Source organism: Paraburkholderia sp. BR10936 (assembly GCF_040965735.1).
GTDB classification, from domain to species: Bacteria; Pseudomonadota; Gammaproteobacteria; order Burkholderiales; family Burkholderiaceae; genus Paraburkholderia; species Paraburkholderia nodosa_A.
Genome location: NZ_JBFRCM010000001.1, coordinates 713,944 through 738,339 on the forward strand (window position 1 = coordinate 713,944; position 24,396 = coordinate 738,339).

Genomic DNA, 24,396 nt, shown 5'->3' on the forward strand with positions numbered 1-24,396 from the left:
TCCTGCGACTTCTGTCGTCAGAAGTTGCCGAGGAACCAGTCCTTCATGCGTGAAAAGACCTGGCCCATCGACCCCGACTGCACTGCAACCTTGCGCCCGCGCATACGCTGCGAGCGGCCTTCGACGAGCAGGCCCATCGCCGTCGAGTAGCGCGGATTGCGCACCACGTCGGCCAGACCGCCTGCGTATTCCGGCACGCCGATGCGCACCGGCTTCAGGAAAATGTCCTCGCCCAGCTCCACCATGCCCGGCATCATCGCGGCGCCGCCCGTCAGCACGACGCCCGAGCTCAACAGTTCTTCGTAGCCCGACTCGCGCACCACCTGCTGCACGAGCGAAAAAAGCTCTTCCACGCGCGGCTCGATCACGGCGGCAAGCGCCTGGCGCGACAGCGTGCGCGGACCGCGCTCGCCCAGCCCCGGCACTTCGATCATCTCGTCCGGATCGGCGAGCGCCTGCTTCGCGATGCCGTAGCTCACCTTGATGTCTTCCGCGTCGGGCGTGGGCGTGCGCAGCGCCATGGCGATGTCGCTCGTCACCTGGTCGCCCGCGATCGGAATCACCGCGGTATGGCGAATCGCGCCTTCGCTGAAGATCGCGATGTCGGTCGTGCCGCCGCCGACGTCGACGAGCACCACGCCCAGTTCCTTCTCGTCCTCGGTCAGCACCGCCAGCGACGAAGCGAGCGGCTGCAGGATGAGGTCGTTCACTTCGAGACCGCAGCGGCGCACGCACTTCACGATGTTCTGCGCCGCGCTCACCGCGCCCGTCACGATATGCACCTTCACTTCCAGACGGATGCCGCTCATGCCGATCGGCTCGCGCACATCTTCCTGGCCGTCGATGATGAATTCCTGCGTGAGGATATGCAGCACCTGCTGGTCGGTCGGGATGTTGATCGCCTTCGCCGTTTCGATCACGCGCGCGACGTCCGCCTGCGTGACTTCCTTCTCCTTGATGGCAACCATGCCGCTCGAGTTGAAGCTGCGAATGTGGCTGCCCGCAATACCGGTGAATACGTTAGTGATCTTGCAGTCGGCCATGAGTTCCGCTTCTTCGAGCGCTCGCTGGATAGACTGCACAGTGGCCTCGATGTTCACCACCACGCCCTTCTTGAGACCTTTCGATTCGCTCTGGCCGAGACCGATCACTTCGTAGTGGCCTTCGCCCTTCAATTCGGCGACGACGGCCACCACCTTCGACGTCCCGATGTCGAGGCTGACCAGCAGATCCTTATAGTCTTTACTCATATCGTGCTCGTTGCGTGTGATGTCCTGTTACTTCTTGCCCGGAGCGGGCGTGTCACTGATGAAGCGCATACCGGCCGCCCTTATCGCAAACCCGTTCGGATAACGCAAGTCCGCGTATTCGATTGCTTTGCCCCAACGTTGCGTCACCGCCGACCATGCCGCGATGAGGCGGTGCGAACGCTCGCTCAGTGTGTCGGCGTTGCGCTCGCGGCCCAGCTCCACCTGCATGCCGTTCGAGAGCTTCACCGTCCATGCGTAACGCGGCGAGAGCGTCACTTCGTCGGGCGTGAGCCCGAGCGGCGCGAACCACTTCTCCAGGTCGCGGTAGCGCGCAACCACCTCGGGCGCGGTGCCGTCGGGGCCGTCGAACGCGGGCAACTCTTCGTCGAGTTCGCCCTGGTTCGCCGTGAACAGCTCGCCGTCCGTGCTCACGAGCTGATCGCTGCCCCACGTGCCCAGCGGTTTGTACTCTTCGAGCGTGACAGCCAGTGCGTTGGGCCACACGCGGCGCACACTCGCATGACGCACCCACGGCATCTGCTCGAACGCGGCGCGCGCCGTATCGAGATCGACCGTGAAGAAGTTGCCCTTCAGCCGGCCGACCACGCTCGCACGCACGGTGGGCGAGTTGATGTGCTCGGTATCGCCCTCGATGCGGATCTCTCGCAGCGCGAAGTTCGGACGCTGCACGAGCCAGTAGCAGCCCGCCGCCAGCAGCGCGAGCGCGAGCAGCGCGTGCAACGCGTTGGCGGCAAGGTTGAGCTGGCGTACGTTATTCCACATTTCGAGATTGTCGCTTCACTACCGGTTCGGCAATTCGTCGGTCAGAGATTAATCAGGGGTTCAATCTTTTAGCGTCTGTGCCAGCACGCGCACCACCAGATCGCGATACTCGATGCCTACCGAGCGCGCGGCCTTCGGCGGCAGCGAGTGATCGGTCATGCCCGGCGCCGTGTTCACTTCGAGGAAGTACGCGTTGCCTGCGCCGTCCATCATGAAATCGGCGCGGCCCCAGTCGGTGCAGCCGAGCACGTCGAATGCGCGGCGCGCGAGCTTCTTCAGTTCCGCCTCTTTCTCCGGCGCGACGCCGCAGGGAATCAGATACTGCGTCGTGTCGAGGATGTACTTCGCGTCGTAGTCGTAGAACTCACCCGCCGGCACGATCTTGATGATCGGCAGATCGAGGTCGCCCGCGATGCACGCGGTGTACTCGCCGCCGCCTTCGATGCTCTTTTCCACCAGCACGATCTTGTCGAACTTCGCGGCTTCTTCGAGCGCCGGCACGAGTTGGCTTTCCGCCTTCACCTTGATCACGGCCACGCTCGAGCCTTCGCTCGCGGGCTTCACGAAGAGCGGCAGGCCGAGCTTCGCGACGATCTGCGGCGCGCGCGCCGCGTAGTCGTCGCCGCGCAACACCGCTTCGAACGGCGGCGTGGGAATGCCGAGCTGCTGCCACACGAGCTTGCTGCGGAACTTGTCGAGCCCGAGCGCGGAGCCGAGCACGCCCGTGCCCGTATAGCGAATGCCGTAAAAGTCGAGCGCGCCCTGGATCTGGCCGTTCTCGCCGTAGCCGCCGTGCAGCGCGTTGAACGCGCGCACGAAACCTTCGTCCTTGAGCGCGGAAAGCGGGCGCTCGGACGGGTCGAACGGATGCGCGTCGATGCCGGCGCTCTGCAGCGCCTGCAGCACCAGCGTGCCCGACTTGAGCGATACCTCCCGCTCAGCGGACACGCCGCCGTACAGCACCGCGACCTTGCCAAATTGTTTCGGATCGATACTGCTCATGTCACTCACGCCTTCTGTTCCTGTTGGGCGATTCGACCCGGCACGCCGCCGATCGAACCCGCGCCCATCGTAATCACCACATCGCCGTCGCGCACGACAGCTGCTAGCGCCTCCGGCACTTCATCCACGGTCTCGACGAACACCGGCTCGACCTTGCCCGCCACGCGAATCGCGCGTGCGAGCGCGCGGCCATCGGCTGCGACGATCGGCGCTTCGCCGGCCGCATAGACATCGGTCAGCACGAGCGCATCGACGGTCGACAGCACGCGCACGAAGTCTTCGAAACAGTCGCGCGTACGCGTATAGCGGTGCGGCTGGAACGCCAGCACGAGACGGCGCTCGGGAAACGCGCCGCGCGCCGCTGCGATCGTCGCGGCCATTTCCACCGGGTGATGGCCATAGTCGTCGATCAACGTCCAGGCGCCGCCGCCGTTGACGGGAATTTCGCCATAGCGCTGAAAACGACGGCCTACGCCGTTGAATTCCGCGAGCGCGCGTTGAATATCGGCGTCCTTCACTTCGAGTTCGGTCGCGATCGCAATCGCGGCGAGCGCGTTCTGCACGTTGTGCGTGCCCGGCAGATTCAGCACGATGTCGAGCGACGGCGCGTCTTCGCGCATCACCGTGAAGTACATCTTGCCTTCTCGGGCAATCACGTTGACCGCGCGCACCTGCGCGTCGGACGCGAAGCCGTAACGGATGATCGGCTTCGAGACGAACGGCAGAATCTCCTTCACATTCGGGTCGTCCACGCACAGCACCGCAATGCCATAGAACGGCAGGCGATGCGTGAACTCGATGAACGCCTGCTTCAGGCGCGCGAAATCGTGCCCGTAGGTGTCCATGTGATCGGCGTCGATGTTCGTAATGACTTCGATCACCGGGAACAGGTTCAGGAACGATGCGTCCGATTCGTCGGCTTCCGCCACGATGAAATCGCCCGTGCCGAGGCGCGCGTTCGCGCCCGCACTGATCAGGCGCCCGCCGATCACGAAGGTCGGATCGAGCCCGCCCGCGGCCAGCACGCTCGCCACGAGCGAGGTCGTGGTGGTCTTGCCGTGCGTGCCTGCAATTGCGATGCCCTGCTTTAGACGCATCAGTTCCGCGAGCATCACGGCGCGCGGCACGATGGGAATGCGGCGATGGCGTGCCGCGAGCACTTCGGGGTTGTCGCTGCGCACCGCGGTCGAAACGACCACGGCATTCGCGCCTTCGATGTTTTCTTCGGCATGGCCGATCGCGATGCGCGCGCCGAGCGCGGCGAGTCGATCGGTGACCCCGTTCTTCGCGAGGTCCGAGCCGCTTACCTGATAGCCGAGGTTGACGAGCACTTCGGCGATGCCGCTCATGCCCGCGCCGCCGATGCCAACGAAATGGATATGTTTGACGATGTGTTTCATTGCTTTCCTCCCGCACTTACGCCCGCCACAGCCGCGCAGATGCGCGCGACCTGATCGGCGGCGTCGGGTTTCGCGAGCGCGCGAGCGCGCCCGGCCATTTCCGCCAGCGATGTTCTGGTCTGATGCCGCAACCAGTCGGCGAGTCCTTCCGCCGTCAGGTCGCGTTGCTGCACCACGAGCGCTGCGTCCTTGTCGGCAAGGAACGCGGCGTTGGTGGTCTGGTGGTCGTCCACGGCGTAGGGGAACGGCACAAAGCATGCCGCCACGCCCACGGCCGCGATTTCGGCCACCGTCATTGCGCCCGAACGGCAGATCACGAGATCCGCGTTCCGGTAGGCGCTCGCCATGTCGTCGATGAACGGCACGAGCTGTACCGTGTCATTCAGTTCGAGTCCGGCGTCGAGATAGTTTTGACGCAAGGCGTCGATGTGCTTCGCGCCCGCCTGATGCACGATATGCGGACGCTCTTGCGGCGCGAGCAGCGACAGCGCGCGCGGCACCACTTCGTTGAGCGCCGTGGCGCCGAGACTGCCGCCCACTACGAGCACGCGCAGCGGACCGCTGCGCGCGGCGTAGCGCGCCGCCGGCGCGTCGACGTGTTCGAGCGCCTCGCGGATCGGGTTGCCGGTCCACTCGGCGTTCGGCAAGGCGCCCGGAAACGCCACGAGCACGCGCCTGGCCAGCTTCGCGAGCACCTTGTTCGCCAGACCCGCAATCGAATTCTGTTCATGCAGCACGAGCGGACGGCCCGAAAGCGCGCTCATCACGCCCGCCGGGAACGTGATGTAGCCGCCCATGCCGAGCACGACGTCGGGCTTCACGCGGCGCAGCGCCGCGAGGCTCTGCGTGCAGGCGCGCAGCAGGTTCAGCGGCAGCATCAGCTTGGTCTTCATACCCTTGCCGCGCACGCCGCCAAAGCGCACGTATTCCATCGTGATGCCGTGCTTCGGAACGAGCGTCGCTTCCATGCCTGCGGGATTGCCGAGCCACACCACGCGCCAGCCCCACTGCTCCATGCGATGCGCGACGGCAAGCCCCGGGAACACGTGTCCCCCGGTGCCGCCGGCCATCACCATGAGCGTGCGCGTTGCTGCGGTCATACCTTGCCTCCGCGCATCAAGACCCGGTTCTCGTAGTCCACGCGCAACAGCAGCGCCACCGCGATGCAGTTCAGCAGGATGCCCGAGCCGCCATAGCTCACGAGCGGCAGCGTGAGACCCTTGGTCGGCAACAGCCCCAGGTTCACGCCCATGTTGATGAAGGCCTGCGCACCGAACCACACGCCAAGCCCCTTGGCGACGAGACCGGCGAACGTGCGGTCGAGCGCGAGCGCCTGGCGGCCGATCTCGAACGAGCGGCGCACGATCCAGTAGAACAGCAGGATCACGACGAGGACGCCGACGAAACCGAGTTCCTCGCCGATGACGGCGAGAATGAAGTCGGTGTGCGCTTCCGGCAGATAGTTGAGCTTTTCGACGCTGCCGCCAAGACCCACGCCGAACCACTCGCCGCGACCGAACGCGATGAGCGAGTGCGTGAGCTGGTACGCCTTGCCCTGCGCGTAGCGGTCGTCCCACGGATCGAGGTACGCGAAGATCCGCTCGCGGCGCCACGGCGACGCCCACACGAGCAGCGTGAAGGTGCCCACTGCCGTGGCCACGAGGCCGCCGAACAGCTTGCCGTTCACGCCGCCGAGGAACAGCACGCCCATGGCGATCGCGGCGATCACCATGAACGCGCCCATGTCAGGCTCGAGCAGCAGCAGCGCGCCGACCACGCCCACGGCGAATGCCATCGGCAGGAAGCCTTTCGCGAAGCTATGCATGTATTCCTGCTTGCGCACCGTGTAGTTCGCAGCGTAGATCGTCACGGCGAGCTTCATGATTTCCGACGGCTGCATGTTCGTGACGCCGAGCGGAATCCAGCGACGCGCGCCGTTCACGCCCTTGCCGATGTGCGGAATCAGCACGACCACCAGCATGGCGAGCGAGATGAGAAAGAGCTTGGGCGCGTAACGCTCCCACGTCGAAACGGGAATACGGAACGCAACGAGCGCCGCAACGGTAGCGATCACGAGCGAAACGAGGTGGCGCACGAGGAACGCCCAGTCGCGGTACGAGGCGTACTTGGGCGAATCGGGCATGGCGATCGAGGCGGAGTACACCATCACCACGCCGAGGCCCAGAAGCGCGATGACGGCCCACAGCAGCGAGTGGTCGTAGTCGAGCATGCGCGAGCGTCCGGGACGCACGCCGTTGACGACGCTCGCAAGACCGCCCGAGCGCGCGCCGCCGCTCGACGAGCCGCCGGCCTGGCCGTTTTCGCGCGAGAGGCGCGCACCGAATCGCTCGGACCAGCTCATATCATCGTCCCCCGTTCTGCAGCGATTGCTTCTACGGTGTCGTGGAACACGGCTGCGCGATGGGCGTAGTTGCGGAACATGTCGAGGCTCGCGCAAGCGGGCGAAAGCAGCACGACGTCACCGGGTTGCGCGAGCGCCGTCGCCGCGCGCGTGGCTTCTTCGAGCGTGGCGTGGTCGCTCATCGCGATGCCGGTTTCTTCGAGCGCCGCGCGGATCTTCGAGGCGTCGCGGCCGATCAGCATCACGGCGCGGCACCAGCGCGCAACCGGCGCGACGAGCGGATCGAAGTCCTGGCCCTTGCCGTCGCCGCCGGCGATCAGCACCGTGCGCTGCGCGAGGCCGTCGAGCGCTGCCACCGTCGCGCCGACGTTCGTGCCCTTGCTGTCGTCCACGTAGTCGATGCCGTCGATCGATGCGATCAGCTCCACGCGATGCGGCTCGCCGCGATACTCGCGCAGGCCGTGCAGAAGCGGCGCGGGCGCGAGATCGATCGCGCGCGTGAGCGCGAACGCCGCGAGCGCGTTGGCCGCGTTATGCAGACCGCGAATGCGCAAGGCGTCGGCGGGCATGAGGCGCTTCATGCCGAGGTTCACGGGCGCCGCTTCCTGCTGCTTGCGACGACGCGGGGAGACAGGCACGTCGGCCGCGTCGAGGTCGTGGGCCTGCACGAGCCACTGCATGCCGTTCTCGCGCAACAGACCCAGGTCGCCGTCGTTCTCGGGTTCATTCAGGCCGAAGGTCACGACCTTCGCGTCGCCGCTCGCCTTCACGCTCGCGAGCGACATGACGCGGGCGTCGTCGCGGTTGAGCACGCGCGTCGTGCGCGGCCCGAAGATGCGGCCCTTCGCGGCCGCATAGGCGTCGAGGCCGCCGTGCCAGTCGAGATGGTCCTGCGTGATGTTGAGGACCGCGGCGGCGTCCGGCTCGAACGTGTGCGCCGTCTCCAGCTGGAAGCTCGACAGTTCGAGCACCCAGACGTCGGGCAGCGCGGTGTTGTCGATGGCTTCGGCGAGCTTGTCGAGCATGGCCGGGCTGATGTTGCCCGCCACCGCGACGCGCTTGCCCGCGCGCTCGCAAAGCATGCCTGTGAGGCTCGTCGTGGTGGTCTTGCCGTTCGTGCCGGTGATGGCGAGCACCTTCGGTGCGTAGCCGCTCTCGCCCAGATGGCGCAGCGCCTGCGCGAAGAGTTCGAGTTCCCCCCACACTTCGATGCCGCGTTCGCGCGCCGCCGCGATCAGCGGCACGAGGTCTTCGGCGAGCGGCGAGAGGCCCGGGCTGATTGCGACGAGCTCCACGCCGTCGAGCAGCGCCGTCGTGAACGGACCGCCGACGAAATCGGCGTCGATGCCGCGCGCGGCGAGTTCGGGAAGATTGGGCGGCGCTTCGCGCGTGTCGGCAATGCGCAGGCGGCAACCATGCCGCGCGCACCAACGCGCCATCGCGAGACCCGATTCCCCGAGTCCCAGCACGAGCACCATCGGCTTTTGCCGATCCCGAAACTTCTCGCCGAACATCGCTTGCTTCCCTTGCTTACTTAGAGGCTCAACGCAGCTTGAGCGTGGACAGACCGATCAGACACAGCATCAGCGTGATGACCCAGAAACGCACGACAACCTGCGTTTCCTTCCAGCCAGACAGCTCGAAATGGTGATGCAGCGGCGCCATCTTGAAGATGCGGCGCCCTTCGCCGTAACGCTTCTTCGTGTACTTGAACCAGGTGACCTGCAGCATCACCGAGAGCGTCTCCGCAACGAAAATGCCGCCCATGATGAAGAGCACGATTTCCTGACGCACGATCACCGCAATGGTTCCCAGCGCGCCGCCGAGCGCGAGCGCGCCCACGTCGCCCATAAACACTTGTGCTGGATACGTGTTGAACCAGAGGAACGCGAGCCCTGCCCCGCCCATCGCCGAACAGAAGATGAGCAGTTCGCCAGCGCCGGCAATGTGCGGAAAGAGCAGATACTTCGAGTAGACCGAGCTGCCCATCACGTAGGCGAACACGCCGAGCGACGCGCCAACGAGCACGACCGGCATGATCACGAGACCGTCGAGGCCGTCGGTGAGGTTCACGGCGTTGCTCGCGCCGACGATCACGAAATACGTGAGCGCAATGAAGCCCCACACGCCGAGCGGGTAACTGATCGACTTGAGGAACGGCAGCAGCAAGTCGGCGCGCGCGGGCAGGCCCATCGACAGGCCGCTACGTACCCATGCCATGAAGAGATCGAACACGCGCACGTTGCTCGCTTCGGACACACTGAACGCGAGGTACACCGCCGCGAACAGACCGATCACCGACTGCCAGAAGTACTTCTCGCGCGAAGACATGCCGCGCGGGTCCTTGTAGACGACCTTGCGATAGTCGTCGACCCAGCCGATCGCGCCGAAGCCGAACGTGACGAGCATCACGATCCAGATGAAGCGGTTCGTAAGATCGCCCCACAGCAAGGTGGAAACCGCGATGCCCAGCAGAATGAGCACGCCGCCCATGGTGGGCGTGCCGGACTTCACGAGGTGAGTTTGCGGGCCGTCCGTGCGCACGGCCTGGCCGACCTTCATTGCGGTGAGCTTGCGGATCACCCACGGGCCGAGGAAAAGCCCGATCGCCATCGCGGTGATGGTGGCCATCACCGCACGGAACGTCAGATAACTGAACACGCGCAAGAAGCTTGCGTCATTCTGCAGCCATTGCGCCAGCGCCAGTAGCATGCCTTGTATTCCTTCGTATTTCAGTGCGCACCGGACTTCGCGTCCGGCGCAGGGTTTTGCGGATTCGTGAGTGCCGCTACTACGCGCTCCATCTGCATGAAGCGCGAGCCTTTCACGAGAATCGTTGCGCCAGCGCCGTAACCGGCACCAGCCAGTGCGCGCACGAGTTCGCTCACGTCGGCGGCATGCAGCGCCTGCGCGCCGAACGCCGTCGCGCTGTCACGCGCTGCGTCGCCGAGCGTGTAGAGCGCGTCGATGCCGCGTTCCCTCGCGTAAGCGCCCACCTCGCGGTGAAAGGCGGGACCGTCGTCGCCGACTTCGCCCATGTCTCCGAGCACGAGCACACGCGGCGACGTGCGCAAAGCCAGCACGTCGATCGCTGCACGCACCGAGTCGGGATTCGCGTTGTAGGTGTCGTCGATCACCGTCGCGCCCGTCAGCTCGCCAAGCGCCGCGCGCTTCACCTGCAAGCGGCCCTTCACCGGCTCGAACGCCTCGAGCCCGCGGCCGATCGCTTCGAGCGAGACGCCCGACGCAATCGCCGCCGCCGTGGCCGCGAGCGCGTTGTGCGCGTTGTGTGCGCCCAGCACCTTCAACTCCACTTCGAGATGGCCTTCCGGCGTCGCGATCGCGAGACGGTTGCCCGCGAGCCTGTCGACGAGCTTGCCGGTGACTGCCGCTTCAACCGCACGCGTATCGGTATGCAGCGCGAAGTCGAAGATGCGCGAACCCGTCGCCGCCACGCGCCAGATGCTCGCGTAGGCATCGTCGGCGGGAAACACCGCGACGCCCGTGGGCTTGAGCGTGTGAATCACGCTCGCATGCTCTAGCGCGACGGCTTCCACCGTCGCCATGAATTCCTGATGTTCGCGCTGCGCGTTGTTCACCACCGCGACCGTCGGCTCGGCGAATTTCGCCAGCAACTCGGTCTCGCCCGGGTGATTCATGCCGAGTTCGACCACCGCCAGCCGATGAGCGCCGCTCAAACGCAGCAACGTTAACGGCACGCCGATGTCGTTATTGAGGTTTCCGGTGGTCGCGAGACGCAAATTTTCTCCAACGGCCGCCGCGAAGATCGACGCGATCATTTCCTTGACCGTCGTTTTGCCGTTACTGCCCGTCACGGCGACGAGCGGCATCGAGAAGCGGCGGCGCCAGCCGAGCGCGAGCGCGCCGAGCGCCTTGCGCGTGTCGTCCACGCGCAGCGCGGGGATGCGCCAGTCGCCGGGGCTGCGCGAAACGAGCGCCGCGCTCACCTGGCGGTTCGCAACTTCGCCGAGAAAGTCGTGCGCGTCGAAGCGGTCGCCCTTGAGCGCGACGAAGAGATCGCCGGGGCCGGTGGTGCGGCTGTCGGTCGAAATGCGCTCGAACGTGGCGTTCTCGTCGCCGAGTACGCTCGCGCCGGGAATCAGCGCCGCGGCTTCCCGCAGGGAAAGCATCGTCATTCACCACCTCCGCGCCCGTGCGTGGCACGGGCGGCGAGTGCAAGCCGCGCGTGGTCCTGATCGGAGAACGCGCGCTTCTTGCCCATGATTTCCTGGGTCGCCTCGTGGCCTTTGCCGGCCAGCACGACGACGTCTTCGCGCGCCGCGCCGCGCACCGCCTGCAGGATCGCACTCGCGCGATCCTCGATGCGGCGCGCCTTCGCGGCGTCGCGCATGCCTTGCGCGATCTGCTCGATGATCGCGGCCGGCGACTCGCTGCGCGGGTTGTCGCTCGTCACGACGACCTGGTCGGCGAGGCGTTCCGCGATCGCGCCCATGAGCGGGCGCTTGGTCGCGTCGCGATCGCCGCCGCAGCCGAACATGCAGACGAGCTGGCCGCCGCGTGCGGCCGCCATCGGGCGCAGCGCTTCGAGCGTTTTTTCGAGCGCGTCCGGCGTATGCGCGTAATCGATCACGATGAGCGGCTCGTCGTGATCGGCGCGGCCGCCAAGACGCTCCATGCGGCCGTTCACCGGCTGCAGCTTCGAGATCTCGTTGAGCGCCGCGACGAGCGGCACGTTCGCCGCAAGCAGCGCGCCGAGCACGCCGAGCAGATTGCTCACGTTGAAGAGTCCGAGAACATGCGCCTCGACTTGCGCCTCGCCCCAATCCGACGTTTCCAGATGGAACGCCGTGCCGGTGGCGGTCGCGCGCACGTCGTTCGCGCGCAGCCACGCGTCGGCGACGGGTGCGTCGGCGGCGGGCGTCGCCACGCTGTACGCAATCGTGCGAGCCTTGCCGCGCGTCGCGGCGATCAGGCGGCGGCCCGCTGCGTCGTCGGTGTTGATGATCGCGGCGCGCAGGCCCGGCCATGCGAACAGACGCGCCTTCGCGGCCTCGTAGGCCTCGAACGTGTGGTGATAGTCGAGATGGTCTTGCGTGAGATTCGTGAAGACGCCGATGTCGAACGACGTGCCGTTCACGCGGCCCTGATGCAGCGCGTGCGAGGAGACTTCCATCGCGATCGCCTGTGCGCCAGCACCGCGCAATTGCGCGAGGCTGCGCTGCAGCTGCGGCGCGTCGGGCGTGGTGAAGCCCGTATGCACGAGCTGGCCCGGAAAGCCCGTGCCCAGCGTGCCGACGATCGCGCACTTCTGGCCGATGGCCGTCAACGCCGAGGCGATCCACTGGCTGCACGACGTCTTGCCGTTTGTTCCCGTCACGCCGACCACGAGCATGGCATCGCTCGGGTCGCCATACCAGCCGCTGGCGATTTCGCCCGCGAGCGCGTCGAGCTGCGGTACAGCCAGCGCAATCGACGCGTCGAGCTTCTCGCCCGCATACCCTTCCGGCTGATACAGCACGGCTGCAGCGCCCCGCTCGATCGCGTTGGCGATGTGCGGGCGGCTGTCCGCGCCCTCGACGGCGTAGGCGAGAAACACATCGCCCGGCTTGAGCGAGCGCGTATCGGCGTGCAGGCCCGCTTCTGGCGCGACGTGCGCGCGCAGCCATGCGAGCGCGTCCGCGATCTGCCGGTGCGCGGGATGCTGGGTGCGCGTGGCGCTCATCGGACGACTCCGGGTCGATTTTTCGCGTTGTCCGCGACGGTCATGTGATGCGCGGCTGCGGCGCTTTTCGCGGTAGGCGTGTTCGCCGCGTGCTTCACGGGCGCAGCGGGCGCGTTCGCGACGGCCGGGGCCGAGGCGGCGGCGCTGTTGTCCTCGACGACGAGCTGCTTCACCGGCATATCCGGCGGAACGTTGAGCGAGCGCAGCGTATCGCCGACGATGCCCGAGAACACCGGACCCGACACGGCACCGCCGAAGTGGCTGCCGGCCGTCGGTTCGTCGACCGTGACGGCCACGACGATGCGCGGATTCGGCATCGGCGCCATGCCGACGAACGACGCGCGGTATTTCGAATGATCGTAGCCGTGCGGGCCGTGCTTGTACGCCGTACCGGACTTGCCGCCCACGCGGTAGCCGGGTACGGCGGCGTCGGGCGAAGTGCCGTCCTTCGACACCACGCTCTCCAGCATCGTGCGCACTTCACGCGCCGTGGTCGGCGCGAAGACCTGGGTGCCCTGCACCGGCTGCGTGTCGCCGGGGTGGCGGAAGATCGTGACCGGCAGAATCTGGCCGTCGTGCGCGATCGCCGTGTACGCGCGCGCGAGCTGGAACAGCGAAACGGAGAGGCCGTAGCCGTAGGACATCGTCGCCTGCTCGATGCGGCGCCAGCTTTTCCACGGACGCAAACGGCCCGCCGCCGCGCCGGGGAACCCGACCTTCGGCGCCTGACCGAGACCGATGCTGGTGTACATGTCCCACATTTCTTCGGGCTTGAGCGTCATCGCGATCTTGGTCGCGCCGATGTTGCTCGACTTCTGGATCACGCCGCCCACCGTCAGCACGCCAAAACCGGCGTCGTCGGTGATGGTCGCACCGTCGAGGGTGAAGTGGCCCGCGCCCGTATCCACCAGTGTACTCGGCGAGACGCGGTGCAGATCCAGCGCAAGCGACACCGTGAAGGGCTTCATGATCGAACCCGGCTCGAACACGTCGGTGAGGATGCGGTTGCGAAGCTGCTCGCCCGTGAGATGCGAGCGGTCGTTCGGGTTGTAGGTCGGATAATTCACGAGCGCGAGCACTTCGCCCGTGCGCACGTCCACCACCACCGCAGCGCCGGCCTTGGCCCTGAACTTCTCGACGGCAGCCTTCAGGTTCGAATAGGCGATGTACTGAATCTTGCTGTCGATCGACAGTTCGACGTCCTTGCCATCGTGGGGCACGACCGTCTCGTCGACGTCCTCGACGATGTGGCCCATGCGGTCCTTGATGACGTGGCGAATGCCCGGCACGCCCGCGAGCACCTTCTGGTCCGACAGCTCGACGCCTTCCTGGCCCTCGTCCTCGACGTTGGTGAAGCCGATCAAGTGCGCGGTGACGTCGCCTTCCGGATAGAAGCGCTTGTATTCGTTGCGCTGGTAAATACCCGGAATGTCGAGCGCCGTCACTTTCTGCGCGACGTCGAGCGGCACCTGGCGCTTCACATAGACGAAGGTCTTGTCTTCGTGGAGCTTCGCACGCAGCTCTTTCGTGTTCATGCCGAGCAGCGCGCCGAGCTGGTTGAGCTTGTCGGCGCCGAGATCGTCGGGCACGGCTTCGGGAATCGCCCAGATCGCGCGCACGGGCAGGCTCGTGGCGAGCACGAGGCCGTTACGGTCGAGAATCTTGCCGCGCGTGGCCGGTAACTCGATCGTGCGCTGGTAGCGGCTTTCGCCCTGCTTCTGATAGAACGCGTTGCCTGGCCCCTGAATCCAGAATGCGCGCGCGGCAAGCGCGACGAACGCCATGAAGAGCAGGAATACGACGAGCTTCGAGCGCCACATCGGCAGGCGCACGGAGAGAATGGGGTTGGCGCTGAAGGCAACGCTCTTGCGGCGATTGTCCTTTTTCATCGCGTGCCTCCGCGGCGGGCAGGCGTAGGCGCGGCGCCCTGCGGGGGCGCCGAGGTCGGCACGGGTGCGTCGACGGCGGTTGCGCTGCCGGGCGCGAGCGTCAGATATTGCGTGCGTCCGGTCGTGACGGGCTGCATCTTGAGCGAGTCGGTGGCGATCTGTTCGATGCGCGACGTTCTCGACAGCGCGCTCTGCTGATATTGAAGCTGTGCGTAGTCCTGCTGAAGCTGATGCTCCTGCGACTGCGCACGTTGCAACTGGATGAAGATCTGGCGCTGCTGATTGGTGGCGTTCACGACGGAAAGCGCGCACCCCATGACGACGATCAGCAGGAAGATGTTCAGACGATTCATGGCGTGACGCGCTCCGCGGTGCGCATCACGGCCGAGCGGGCGCGCGGATTCGCGGCGACTTCTTCGTCGCTCGCGAATACGCGGCCGAGCAGCTTGAGCGGCGGGCTCGGCAGGTCGACGGCGCGGATCGGCAAGCGGCGATCGACCGCCGGCGCGCTTGCGTGCGCCTGCATGAACCGCTTGACGATCCGGTCTTCGAGCGAATGAAAGCTGATGACCACCAGCCGCCCCCCCTGTTCCAGCAACGACAGTGCTGCTTCTAGAACGACCTGCAGCTCCGCAAGCTCTTGATTGACGTGAATCCGTATAGCTTGAAAGGTGCGGGTTGCCGGGTCCTTACCCTTCTCACGGGTTTTGACGACGTTAGCCACGATTTGGGCAAGCTCGCCCGTGCTGTCGAGAGGCCCGAGACGGTCGGACTCTGCCCGGCGAGCAACAAGCGCCTTTGCAATCTGAAAAGCAAACCGTTCTTCCCCATAATCCCGAATTACCTCCGTCAGTTCCTGCAACGTGGCCCGAGCGAGCCAGTCAGCGGCGGACTCGCCGCGCGTCGGGTCCATCCGCATGTCGAGCGGGCCATCCGCGCGGAAACTGAAACCGCGCTGCGGATCGTCGAACTGCGGCGACGACACGCCAAGGTCCAGCAATATTCCCGACACACGCCCTACCCCGCGCGACGCGAGCTCGTCGCGCAGCGAAGCAAAACTCTCATGCACGATCGAGAACCGCGCGTCGTTCACGGTTTGCGCCGTCGCGATCGCCAGCGGGTCCTTGTCGAACGCGATCAGGCGCCCGGCCTCGCCGAGACGCCCGAGGATCGCGCGACTGTGCCCGCCGCGACCGAACGTGCCGTCCACATAGACGCCGTCCGCGCGCGTGACCAGCGCGTTCACCGCTTCGTCTAGCAGCACCGTGCGATGCTGCAGTCCCTGTCCCATCGCAGATGCCATAGCGTTTTGAACCGCGATCAGAACGTGAAATTTTTCAAGGCGTCGGGCATGCCCTGCGCCATCGCCGCCTGTTCCTTGGCGGCGTAGGTCTGCGCATCCCACAACTCAAAATGACTACCCATGCCGAGCAGCATGACTTCCTTTTCCATTCCTGCCGCCAGACGCAATTCAGGTGAGACGAGCACGCGGCCAGCACTATCGACATCGACGTCGGACGCATTGCCCAGAAAAATACGGCGCCACCAGTGCGCGTCCATCGGCAACGCGGCGACCTTCGAGCGGAACACTTCCCATTCGGGGCGCGGAAATAGCAACAGGCAGCCGTCCGGGTGCTTGGTGATCGTCACCCGTCCTTCTGCCTGTTGTTGCAGCGCTTCCCGATAGCGAGACGGAATCGACATCCGTCCTTTCGCATCGAGTGTTAGCGCCGACGCCCCCTGGAACAATTTGCTCCCCCTTATGCGGCGCTTTTGGCCGCCCGCCTAAATCCCGGAAAATCTACCTGAATACGCGCCTGAAATCACACAAAAATACACTTTCTCACACTGTCTCCCACTTTAGAGGAACGCCCAACGAGGGTCAAGGGAGACCGGACGTTTTTTGACGAAATTTATCCGCTAGAACAAGGACTTAGCGGCACTTGTTGAAGTCGCGACAAAAGCCAAAAACCGTTATGAATGAATGAGCTAACGCAGGTTCTGAAGGTGATACGTGAAAAGCGCGGCGATAAACGGCCTACGGAGGGATCGAGCGGGGGGCTTGCGGGGATTAAAACCGGGGGCTGAAAGCTCTGAAAGATTAATCCGAGTATGGACCGACAGCGATTGCCGGCCCATACGCATTAATCAGATGTAGTAGGCGGTTCGCGTCATCACTTTCGATGCTACACGCATTAGCGAACGCACCGGCAAAGGCAATTCGACTCCGCCCAGATCGGCGGCCGATTTTGCGTGCGAGATTTCGTCGGCGCGCATTTGCTCGACGACCGCGCGCGACTCGAGATCGGCGGGCGGCAAGCTGTCGAGGTGGCTGTCGAGATGATGCTCGACCTGGCGCTCGGTTTCGGCCATGAAGCCGAGGCTCACCTTGTCGCCCAGGCGGCCGGCGGCGAAACCGATCGCGAGCGCGCCTGCGTACCAGAGCGGATTAAGGAGGCTCGGACGCGAGTCGAGCGCCTGTAGCCGGCGCGAGGTCCACGCGAGGTGGTCCTCTTCCTCGCGCGCGGCTTGCTCGAAGGCCGCCCTGAGCGAGGGCGAGCGCGCCGAGATTTTCTGCGCCTGATACAGCGCCTGCGCGCACACTTCACCGACGTGATTGACGCGCATGAGGCCGGCGGCGTGCGTGCGCTCGGCAGCCGTGAGTTCGCTGCCGGCTGGTACGGCATCGCCCTCGGGCGTCACTTCGATGGTCACGGGGGAAGGCTGCGGCATCGGACGCGTCATGCGCGACACGCCGGTGAGAGAGCGCAGGCCCCGGTCGAATTCGGTAATCAAGTCATCTAGCGTCATCCAGCCTCCCTTTCGTTTCGTTGGCGAGCCGGATTGGTCGCTCGCCCGGACTGCCCTTTCACCACTACACAAACTCACGGACATCCGTCAATCCGGGGCAGCGCCGATAGATAGCTGCATATTCTAGACCATGTTGTGTAAACGAAACAGGTACTTAGCGAGGCCCAGGCTTTTCCTTTGTGACTGTTAACCCTTTTGTTACATTACGTGCAACTTCTCGCGAAGTTAGAAGGACAGGACCCTACGCAAGATAAAAAACTGGTCCCGTTAAAAGACGCAAAAGATTCGCAAACACTGGAGATCATTCAATGAAGAAGTCGCTTCTCGCGCTGGCTGCGCTGGGCGCGTTCGCGGGCGTTGCTCACGCTCAGAGCAGCGTCACGCTGTACGGTATCATCGACGAAGGTTTCAACATCAACACGAATTCGGGTGGCAAGCACCTGTACAACCTGTCGAGCGGCGTGATGCAAGGCAGCCGTTTCGGCCTGCGCGGCGCTGAAGACCTCGGCGGCGGCCTGAAGGCAGTCTTCGTGTTGGAAAATGGTTTTGACGTGAACACCGGCAAGCTCGGTCAGGGCGGCCTGATGTTCGGTCGTCAGGCTTATGTCGGCCTCTCGAGCGCACAGTTCGGCACGGTCACGCTGGGTCGCCAGTACGACTCCGTCGTCGACTACGTGGGCCCGCTCGAAGCAGGCGACCAGTGGGGCGGCTACATTGCTGCTCACCCGCAGGATCTGGACAACTTCAACAACGCCTACCGTACGAACAACACGGTCAAGTTCACCAGCGCCAACTACGCTGGCCTGACGTTCGGCGGCACGTACAGCTTCGGCGGCCAGGCAGGCGACTTCTCGGCGAACCAGATCTGGTCGTTGGGCGCTGGCTACAACAACGGTCCCCTCGTCCTCGGCGTTGGATACTTGAACGCACGCACGCCGAACGCTACCGGCGGCCTGTTCAACAACGGCGGCACCGCCTCGCCGCAGACGGGTGTAAAGGGTGTTACGGGCACTTCGTTCAATCCGGTGTACGGCGGCTTCGCATCGGCCAACACGTACCAGGTCATCGGCGCAGGCGGCGCATACACGTTCGGCGCAGCAACGCTCGGCCTGACGTACTCGAACGTCAGCTTCCGCAACCTCGGCCAGACGTCGACCTCGCTGTTCCAACGCGGCACGAATGCCAACTTCAACAACGTCGAAGCGAACATCAAGTACCAGTTCACGCCGGCCCTGCTGGCAGGCTTCGCGTTCGACTTCACGGACGGCAGCAGCGTCACGCGTGCGAACGGCACGAGCGAAAGCGGCGCGAAGTACTTCCAGTACGCACTGGGCACGGACTACTTCCTGTCGAAGCGCACGGACGTCTACCTGATCGGCGTGTACCAGCACGCTACGGGCTCCGACTCGACGGGCAACACCGCTGTCGCGTCGATCAACGGCCTGACGCCGTCGAGCACGAACAACGTGTTCACGGCTCGCGTCGGTATCCGTCACAAGTTCTAAGAAGAACAGTCGCTGTAATCTCGAAGGCGCCTCCGGGCGCCTTTTTTCTTTGGTGCTTCGTGTCGTTTCGCGACAGTGCGCACGACAAAAAAGCGGCCCGCCCTCGACGGGCAGGCCGCTCTTCGCTTTTGACTCGCTGGCCTTTCGCTTCGCTCTTGCGTTTTCAGGCGCGACCGTCGCGCAGCTCGCGGCGCAGGATCTTGCCGACGTTGCTCTTGGGCAGATCGTTGCGGAACTCGATGATCTTCGGCCGCTTGTAGCCGGTGAGCTGCGTCTTGCAGTACTCGAACACGTCCTTGTCGGTGAGCGCCGGGTCCTTCTTGACGATATAGAGCTTCACCGCCTCGCCGGAATTCTGGTCCGGCACGCCCACCGCCGCCACTTCGAACACGCCCGGCAGCTTGGCCACGACATCCTCGACCTCGTTCGGATACACATTGAAGCCCGAGACCAGAATCATGTCCTTTTTTCGGTCGACGAGCTTGATGTAGCCGCGCGCGTTGATGAGACCGATGTCGCCCGACTTGAAGTAGCCGTCCGGCGTCATGACCTTCGCCGTCTCTTCCGGCCGCTGCCAGTAGCCCGCCATCACCTGCGGCCCACGGATGCAGATCTCGCCCGCCTCGCCGATCGGCAGTTCGTTGCCGGCGTCGTCGCGAATCGAGATTTCAGTGGAAGGCAGCGGCAAGCCGATCGTGCCGGTGTATTCCGTCGCCGTGACCGGATTGCAGGTCACGCTGGGTGAGGTTTCCGAGAGGCCATAGCCTTCGACGATCGGCGTATGCGTGCGCTCGTACCAGCGCTTGGCCACCGCTTCCTGCACCGCCATGCCGCCGCCGTTCGCAACGAGCAGGTGCGTGAAGTCCAGATTGCCGAATTCCGGATGGTTGAGCATCGCGTTGTAGAGCGTATTCACCGCGGGGAAACACGTGATGGAGTAGCCGCGCAGCTCCTTGATCATGCCGGCGATGTCGCGCGGATTCGGAATCAGGATCGCGAGACCGCCGGTGCGCAGCGTCAGCAGCCCGCAAACGGTCAGCGCGAACACGTGATAAAGAGGCAGCGCCGCGACCGTCACCGGTTGCGTACCGGACGGCAATTTCGCCAGCGCGGGCTCGGTCCATGCCGCCGACTGCAGCACGTTGGCGATCAGGTTGCGATGCAGCAGCGTCGCCCCCTTGGCCACGCCGGTCGTGCCGCCCGTGTACTGCAGGAAGGCGACGTCCTCGGGCGTCTGTTCGACGCGCTTGAAGCCAGTGCGCGCACCTTCGGCGAGCGCGTCGTTGAAGCGCACGTGGCCGGGCAGGTTCCAGGCAGGCACCATCTTCTTCACGCTTCGCACGACAAAGTTGACGATGAAGCCCTTCGCGCCAAGGAGGTCGCCCATCGCCGCGACCAGCACGTGCTTCACGCGCGTATTGGCGACGACCGCGCTTACGGTTCCGGCAAAATTCTCGAGGACGACGATCGCCTCGGCGCCGCTGTCCTTCAACTGGTGTTCGAGTTCGCGCGGCGTGTAGAGCGGATTGACGTTCACGACGACATATCCCGCGCGCAGCACTGCGGCGAGCGCGACCGGATACTGGAGCACGTTGGGCATCATGAGCGCGATGCGCGCACCACGTGCGATGCCGCGCGACTGGAACCACGCGGCCAGACGCTGGGAGAGATGGTCCAGCTCGCCGTAGGTGATCGTCTTGCCCATGCAGGCGAAAGCGGGCTTTGCACGGAATTCGCTGAAGCTCTCCTCGAGCAGCGCAGTGATGGACGCGTAACGGCTTGCGTCGATTTCAGCGGGAACGCCGGGCGGGTACGATTTCAGCCAGACTTTTTCCATGCAGCGTCTCCTCCTTGATTTTTCGAATGGTCGTGCTAAAAAATTGGATCGTAGCATGGCGACCCAGCTTTTATGTCAGCAAATCAGCGAGTTAGAAAGGCCCCTCGAACGCACGTTGCGGGGCGGCTAGCGGTAGCTTGAGGCGCTTTCAGGCGCGCTCGACCTCGACGAGGCAGTCATAGAAAGTCGCTGAGCCGCCAAGATCGGTAAGCGCCTGGCTCGTCACTTCGTTGGCGTTGCGGCCATCCGGCGCAAGCTTCTTCCACCAGATCGACAGGCCGACCACGAGACCGCTGCGCGCCCGATCGGTCACACGCGCCCGCGCGCGCATCGAGCCGCGGTCGTTGAACACACGAACCTCGTCGCCGTCGGCAATCTCGCGGCGGGCCGCGTCGGCCGGATGGAGGTCCACGTGCGGCTCCCCTTCGGTCGCGCGCAAGCTTTCCACGTTCACGAAGGTACTGTTCAGGAAGTTGCGCGCAGGCGGCGAGATCATCGCGAGCGGATAACGCGCGGCGAGTTCGGGCGCGCCATCCGCCGACTCGTGCGGCGGCAGGTAATCGGGCAGCGGATCGAGCCCGGCCTTCGCAAGCGCCTCGCTATGGAACTCGCACTTGCCCGTCGGCGTGCGAAAACCGCCGTTCGCAAACGGCGCTTCGGCGATGTTCAGCTTCAGCCAGCCTTCGCGCTTGAGCGCCGCCCAGTCGGCGCCGCCCAGTGCGGGATCGTTCCAGTCGAATGCATGGGCCGCCACGTCTTCATCGCTTTCGAACAGCGCCGGCTCTGTCAGACCCATCGCGCGTGCGATGCAGCGGAAGATTTCGGTATTCGGCCGCGCCTCGCCAACGGGCGCGATGGCCGGCAAGTTCGCCATGACGTGCGTGTGGCCGTACGACTTGTGGACGTCGAGATGTTCGAGCTGGGTCGTGGCCGGCAGAAGTAGATCGGCGTAATCGGCGGTGTCGGTCTGGAACTGCTCGAGCACGATCGTAAAGAGGTCCTCGCGCGCGAAGCCAGCCGCGACCTTCGCCGACTCGGGCGCAACCGCAACCGGATTCGAGTTGTAGACGACGATCGCCTCGACCTTCGGCCCGAATGCGGCGTCGCCTTCGTGCGTGAGCGCGTTGCCAATCTGGTTCATGTTGACGATGCGCGGCTGATGCTGCGGCCAGCCCGGAATCAGATCCGGACGCTGGAGCGCGTTCGCATCGACGGGCGCCCAGCCAGACGACGAAAGCAGCACGCCGCCCGCGCGCTCGCGCCATGCACCGGTCAACGCGGGCAGGCAGGCGATGGCACGCACGGCGTTGCCGCCGCCGCGCACGCGCTGCAGGCCATAGTTCATGCGAATTGCCGCCTTGCGCGTCGAGGCGTAGAGGCGCGCGAGATCGACGACTGCCTGCTCCTCGATGTCGCAGATCGCGGCGACACGTGCGGGCGTATAGGTCAGCGCACGCGCCTTCAGCGCGTCGAAGCCGTGCGTGTGGGCCGCAATGTAATCGTGATCGAGACGGTCCTCGGTGATCAGTACGTGCATCATGCCGAGCGCGAGCGCGCCGTCCGTGCCGGGCTTGAGCGCAATGTGCTGATGGCACTTTTCGGCCGTCAGCGAGCGATAGGGGTCGATCGCGATCAGCTTCGCGCCGTTGCGTTTCGCTTCCTGCGCGCGGGTCCAGAAGTGCAGGTTCGACGCAATAGGGTTGGCGCCCCAGATCAGGATCACTTCGCTTTCCGCGAAATACTCGGTGAGCATGCCGAGGCTCGAGCCGAACGTATAACGCAGGCCGGCGGCGCCCGCCGCCGCGCAGATCGCGCGATCGAGACGCGATGCGCCGAGCTTGTGGAAGAAGCGCTGGGCGATGCTATCGCCCTGAACGAGTCCCATCGTGCCGGCATAGCTGTACGGCAGAATCGCTTCGGGCGCGCGCTGCGCGATTTCGCCGAGGCGTTCGGCCGCGATGCGACAGGCTTCCTCCCAGCTGATCGGCTCGAAACGCCCTTCCCCCTTGCGCCCCACACGCTTCATCGGCTGCGTCAAACGTTTCGGATGATGGACGCGCTCCGCATAGCGGGTCACCTTCGTGCACAGCACGCCTTGCGTGGGCGGGTGGTCGGGGTCGCCGCTCACCTTGATCGCCCGGCCATTTTCGACGCTCACGCGCATCGCGCAGGTATCGGGACAATCGTGCGGGCAAACTGCACGGGCAAATTCGGCTGGGGCGTTCATCGGAAATCCGTGGGTGAGGCGTTTTGTCGTAAAAGCGATTTTATTATGTTCGGGGTGCGGGCCCTGTACGCACCCTGTGCTTGGCGCGAAAAAAAAGGTTCGGCGTAGAATGGTCCGTCTAGACCCGGCCTATTTTGGAGACGAAGGCCGGGCGACCACTTTTTGAGCACCGTCCGCCATGAAACTGATCCCGGAAATCCAGGCCGCCCAAGGCGAAATTCAGGGCCTCCGACGAACGATCCACGCGCATCCCGAACTGCGCTACGAAGAAACCCAAACCTCCGACCTCGTTGCGGCAAAGCTCACGGAATGGGGCATTGAAGTGCATCGCGGCATGGGCCAAACCGGCGTTGTCGGCGTGCTCAAACGTGGCACCGGCAAACGGATGGTTGGATTACGCGCCGATATGGACGCGTTGCCGATCCAGGAACTCAATACGTTCGACCATCGCTCGCGCAACGAAGGCAAGATGCACGCGTGCGGCCACGACGGCCATACGGCTATGCTGCTTGGCGCGGCGCAATATCTCGCGCGGCACGGACAGTTCGACGGCACGATCGTCTTCATTTTCCAGCCCGCCGAAGAAGGCGGCGCCGGCGCGAAAGCCATGATCGAAGATGGCCTCTTCAAACAATTTCCTGCGGACGCCGTATTCGGCATTCATAACTGGCCGGGCATGCCGGCCGGCTACTTCGGCGTGACCGAAGGGCCGATTATGGCCTCGAGTAACGAATTCCGCATTGAAATCAAGGGTGTAGGTTCGCACGCCGCGTTGCCGCACAACGGCCGCGATCCGGTCTTCACGGCGGTGCAGATCGCGAACGGGTTGCAGAGCATCATCACGCGCAACAAGAAGCCGCTCGATACGGCCGTGCTCTCGATCACGCAGATTCATGCGGGCGACGCGGTCAACGTGGTGCCGAATACGGCATGGATCGCGGGAACGGTGCGTACCTTCACGACGGAAACGCTGGATCTGATCGAATCGCGACTGCGCAAGATCGCCGAGAGCACAGCTGATGCGTACGACTGCTCGGTCGACATCACCTTCCATCGCAACTATCCGCCGACGGTGAACAGCAGCGCGGAGGCGCAATTCGCCGCGGAGGTCATGCGCGAGGTTGTCGGCGCCGATCACGTCGATGCGAACGTCGAACCGACCATGGGCGCCGAGGACTTCTCGTTCATGCTGCTGGAGAAACCGGGCTGCTACGCGTTTCTCGGCAACGGCGAAGGCGGTCACCGTGATGCAGGGCACGGCGCAGGCCCTTGCATGCTGCACAACGCGAGCTATGACTTCAACGATCAACTGCTGCCGGTTGGTTCGTCGTTTTGGGTGCATCTGGCGACGAAATTTCTGGCGCAGCAGTAATTCGAGGCACCAATGCAAAAAGCCGTCCATTGGACGGCTTTTTTGTTTTCTGCATCTGAAGAAGCCCAAACGCCAGAACCCCGGTTCTCTTTCGGAGACACCGGGGTTCTGGACGTTACAGCATAAGGAGCCTGACGATTACCTACTTTCACACGGGCAATCCGCACTATCATCGGCGTGGAGCTGTTTCACGGTCCTGTTCGGGATGGGAAGGGGTGGGACCAGCTCGCTATGGTCATCAGGCTTGACGGGTT

19 protein-coding genes and 1 rRNA gene are annotated in these 24,396 nt (G+C 64.6%); 2 read left to right on the top strand and 18 right to left on the bottom strand.

All coding sequences use genetic code 11. The features are described 5' to 3' along the window. Positions 1–17 precede the first annotated feature (17 nt). The 15 genes from ftsA to coq7 form a co-directional block, all read right to left on the bottom strand. Positions 18–1,250: a cell division protein FtsA gene (gene ftsA / locus AB4Y36_RS03340; RefSeq protein ID WP_042270315.1), complete on the bottom strand. Its 1,233-nt coding sequence runs from the start codon at positions 1,248–1,250 to the stop codon at positions 18–20. A gap of 27 nt (positions 1,251–1,277) precedes the next feature. Beyond that, positions 1,278–2,033, bottom strand: a complete 756-nt coding sequence (locus AB4Y36_RS03345) for a cell division protein FtsQ/DivIB (RefSeq protein ID WP_069268491.1) — start codon at positions 2,031–2,033, stop codon at positions 1,278–1,280. A gap of 60 nt (positions 2,034–2,093) precedes the next feature. Then, on the bottom strand, positions 2,094–3,035 hold the full coding sequence (locus AB4Y36_RS03350) for a D-alanine--D-alanine ligase (RefSeq protein ID WP_324158721.1): 942 nt from the start codon (positions 3,033–3,035) through the stop codon (positions 2,094–2,096). 5 nt (positions 3,036–3,040) lie between these two features. Continuing rightward, the gene (gene murC, locus AB4Y36_RS03355) at positions 3,041–4,435 is read right to left on the bottom strand and encodes a UDP-N-acetylmuramate--L-alanine ligase (RefSeq protein WP_069268489.1); all 1,395 of its coding nucleotides are present in this window, start codon (positions 4,433–4,435) and stop codon (positions 3,041–3,043) included. Continuing rightward, the gene (gene murG, locus AB4Y36_RS03360; RefSeq protein ID WP_368682268.1) at positions 4,432–5,535 is read right to left on the bottom strand and encodes an undecaprenyldiphospho-muramoylpentapeptide beta-N-acetylglucosaminyltransferase; all 1,104 of its coding nucleotides are present in this window, start codon (positions 5,533–5,535) and stop codon (positions 4,432–4,434) included. Before murG ends, murC begins: the two co-directional genes overlap by 4 nt. Next, positions 5,532–6,797, bottom strand: a complete 1,266-nt coding sequence (gene ftsW / locus AB4Y36_RS03365; protein ID WP_069268487.1) for a putative lipid II flippase FtsW — start codon at positions 6,795–6,797, stop codon at positions 5,532–5,534. Before ftsW ends, murG begins: the two co-directional genes overlap by 4 nt. Next, positions 6,794–8,311 carry a UDP-N-acetylmuramoyl-L-alanine--D-glutamate ligase gene (murD, locus tag AB4Y36_RS03370; RefSeq protein WP_342948379.1) on the bottom strand — a complete coding sequence of 506 codons (1,518 nt, stop codon included), beginning with the start codon at positions 8,309–8,311 and terminating at the stop codon, positions 6,794–6,796. Before murD ends, ftsW begins: the two co-directional genes overlap by 4 nt. 28 nt (positions 8,312–8,339) lie before the next feature. Further along, positions 8,340–9,509, bottom strand: coding sequence for a phospho-N-acetylmuramoyl-pentapeptide-transferase (mraY, locus tag AB4Y36_RS03375; protein WP_028207787.1), 1,170 nt, complete (start codon positions 9,507–9,509; stop codon positions 8,340–8,342). 20 nt (positions 9,510–9,529) lie between these two features. Continuing rightward, positions 9,530–10,954, bottom strand: coding sequence for a UDP-N-acetylmuramoyl-tripeptide--D-alanyl-D-alanine ligase (gene murF / locus AB4Y36_RS03380; RefSeq protein WP_368682269.1), 1,425 nt, complete (start codon positions 10,952–10,954; stop codon positions 9,530–9,532). Beyond that, positions 10,951–12,501 carry a UDP-N-acetylmuramoyl-L-alanyl-D-glutamate--2,6-diaminopimelate ligase gene (locus AB4Y36_RS03385; RefSeq protein ID WP_368682270.1) on the bottom strand — a complete coding sequence of 517 codons (1,551 nt, stop codon included), beginning with the start codon at positions 12,499–12,501 and terminating at the stop codon, positions 10,951–10,953. Before AB4Y36_RS03385 ends, murF begins: the two co-directional genes overlap by 4 nt. Continuing rightward, on the bottom strand, positions 12,498–14,390 hold the full coding sequence (locus tag AB4Y36_RS03390; protein ID WP_069268482.1) for a penicillin-binding protein 2: 1,893 nt from the start codon (positions 14,388–14,390) through the stop codon (positions 12,498–12,500). The genes AB4Y36_RS03385 and AB4Y36_RS03390 overlap by 4 nt, the downstream gene beginning before the upstream one ends. Continuing rightward, positions 14,387–14,743: a cell division protein FtsL gene (gene ftsL / locus AB4Y36_RS03395; protein WP_028207784.1), complete on the bottom strand. Its 357-nt coding sequence runs from the start codon at positions 14,741–14,743 to the stop codon at positions 14,387–14,389. Before ftsL ends, AB4Y36_RS03390 begins: the two co-directional genes overlap by 4 nt. Further along, complete coding sequence (rsmH, locus tag AB4Y36_RS03400; RefSeq protein WP_069268481.1) at positions 14,740–15,693, bottom strand: 16S rRNA (cytosine(1402)-N(4))-methyltransferase RsmH; 954 nt, start codon at positions 15,691–15,693, stop codon at positions 14,740–14,742. Before rsmH ends, ftsL begins: the two co-directional genes overlap by 4 nt. Before the next feature lie 17 nt (positions 15,694–15,710). Next, positions 15,711–16,139, bottom strand: coding sequence for a division/cell wall cluster transcriptional repressor MraZ (gene mraZ / locus AB4Y36_RS03405; RefSeq protein WP_028207782.1), 429 nt, complete (start codon positions 16,137–16,139; stop codon positions 15,711–15,713). Between the two features lie 399 nt (positions 16,140–16,538). Further along, positions 16,539–17,201: a 2-polyprenyl-3-methyl-6-methoxy-1,4-benzoquinone monooxygenase gene (coq7, locus tag AB4Y36_RS03410; RefSeq protein WP_368615860.1), complete on the bottom strand. Its 663-nt coding sequence runs from the start codon at positions 17,199–17,201 to the stop codon at positions 16,539–16,541. Between the two features lie 308 nt (positions 17,202–17,509). On the opposite strand from coq7, the gene AB4Y36_RS03415 reads away from it, so the two are divergent. Next, positions 17,510–18,706 carry a porin gene (locus tag AB4Y36_RS03415; RefSeq protein ID WP_368682271.1) on the top strand — a complete coding sequence of 399 codons (1,197 nt, stop codon included), beginning with the start codon at positions 17,510–17,512 and terminating at the stop codon, positions 18,704–18,706. A 163-nt stretch (positions 18,707–18,869) separates the two neighbouring features. Here the strand turns inward: AB4Y36_RS03415 and AB4Y36_RS03420 are convergent, their stop codons facing one another. Both AB4Y36_RS03420 and AB4Y36_RS03425 read right to left on the bottom strand, forming a co-directional pair. Then, positions 18,870–20,543 (bottom strand): long-chain fatty acid--CoA ligase, encoded by a 1,674-nt coding sequence (locus AB4Y36_RS03420; RefSeq protein ID WP_368605963.1) that lies wholly within the window; start codon positions 20,541–20,543, stop codon positions 18,870–18,872. A gap of 148 nt (positions 20,544–20,691) precedes the next feature. Continuing rightward, on the bottom strand, positions 20,692–22,770 hold the full coding sequence (locus AB4Y36_RS03425) for a molybdopterin-dependent oxidoreductase (RefSeq protein ID WP_368682272.1): 2,079 nt from the start codon (positions 22,768–22,770) through the stop codon (positions 20,692–20,694). 178 nt (positions 22,771–22,948) lie between these two features. Between AB4Y36_RS03425 and AB4Y36_RS03430 the strand changes: the two genes are divergently transcribed. Then, the gene (locus tag AB4Y36_RS03430) at positions 22,949–24,142 is read left to right on the top strand and encodes a M20 aminoacylase family protein (protein WP_368682273.1); all 1,194 of its coding nucleotides are present in this window, start codon (positions 22,949–22,951) and stop codon (positions 24,140–24,142) included. 129 nt (positions 24,143–24,271) lie between these two features. Here the strand turns inward: AB4Y36_RS03430 and rrf are convergent. Continuing rightward, positions 24,272–24,385, bottom strand: a 5S ribosomal RNA gene (rrf, locus tag AB4Y36_RS03435). Positions 24,386–24,396: the final 11 nt, after the last annotated feature.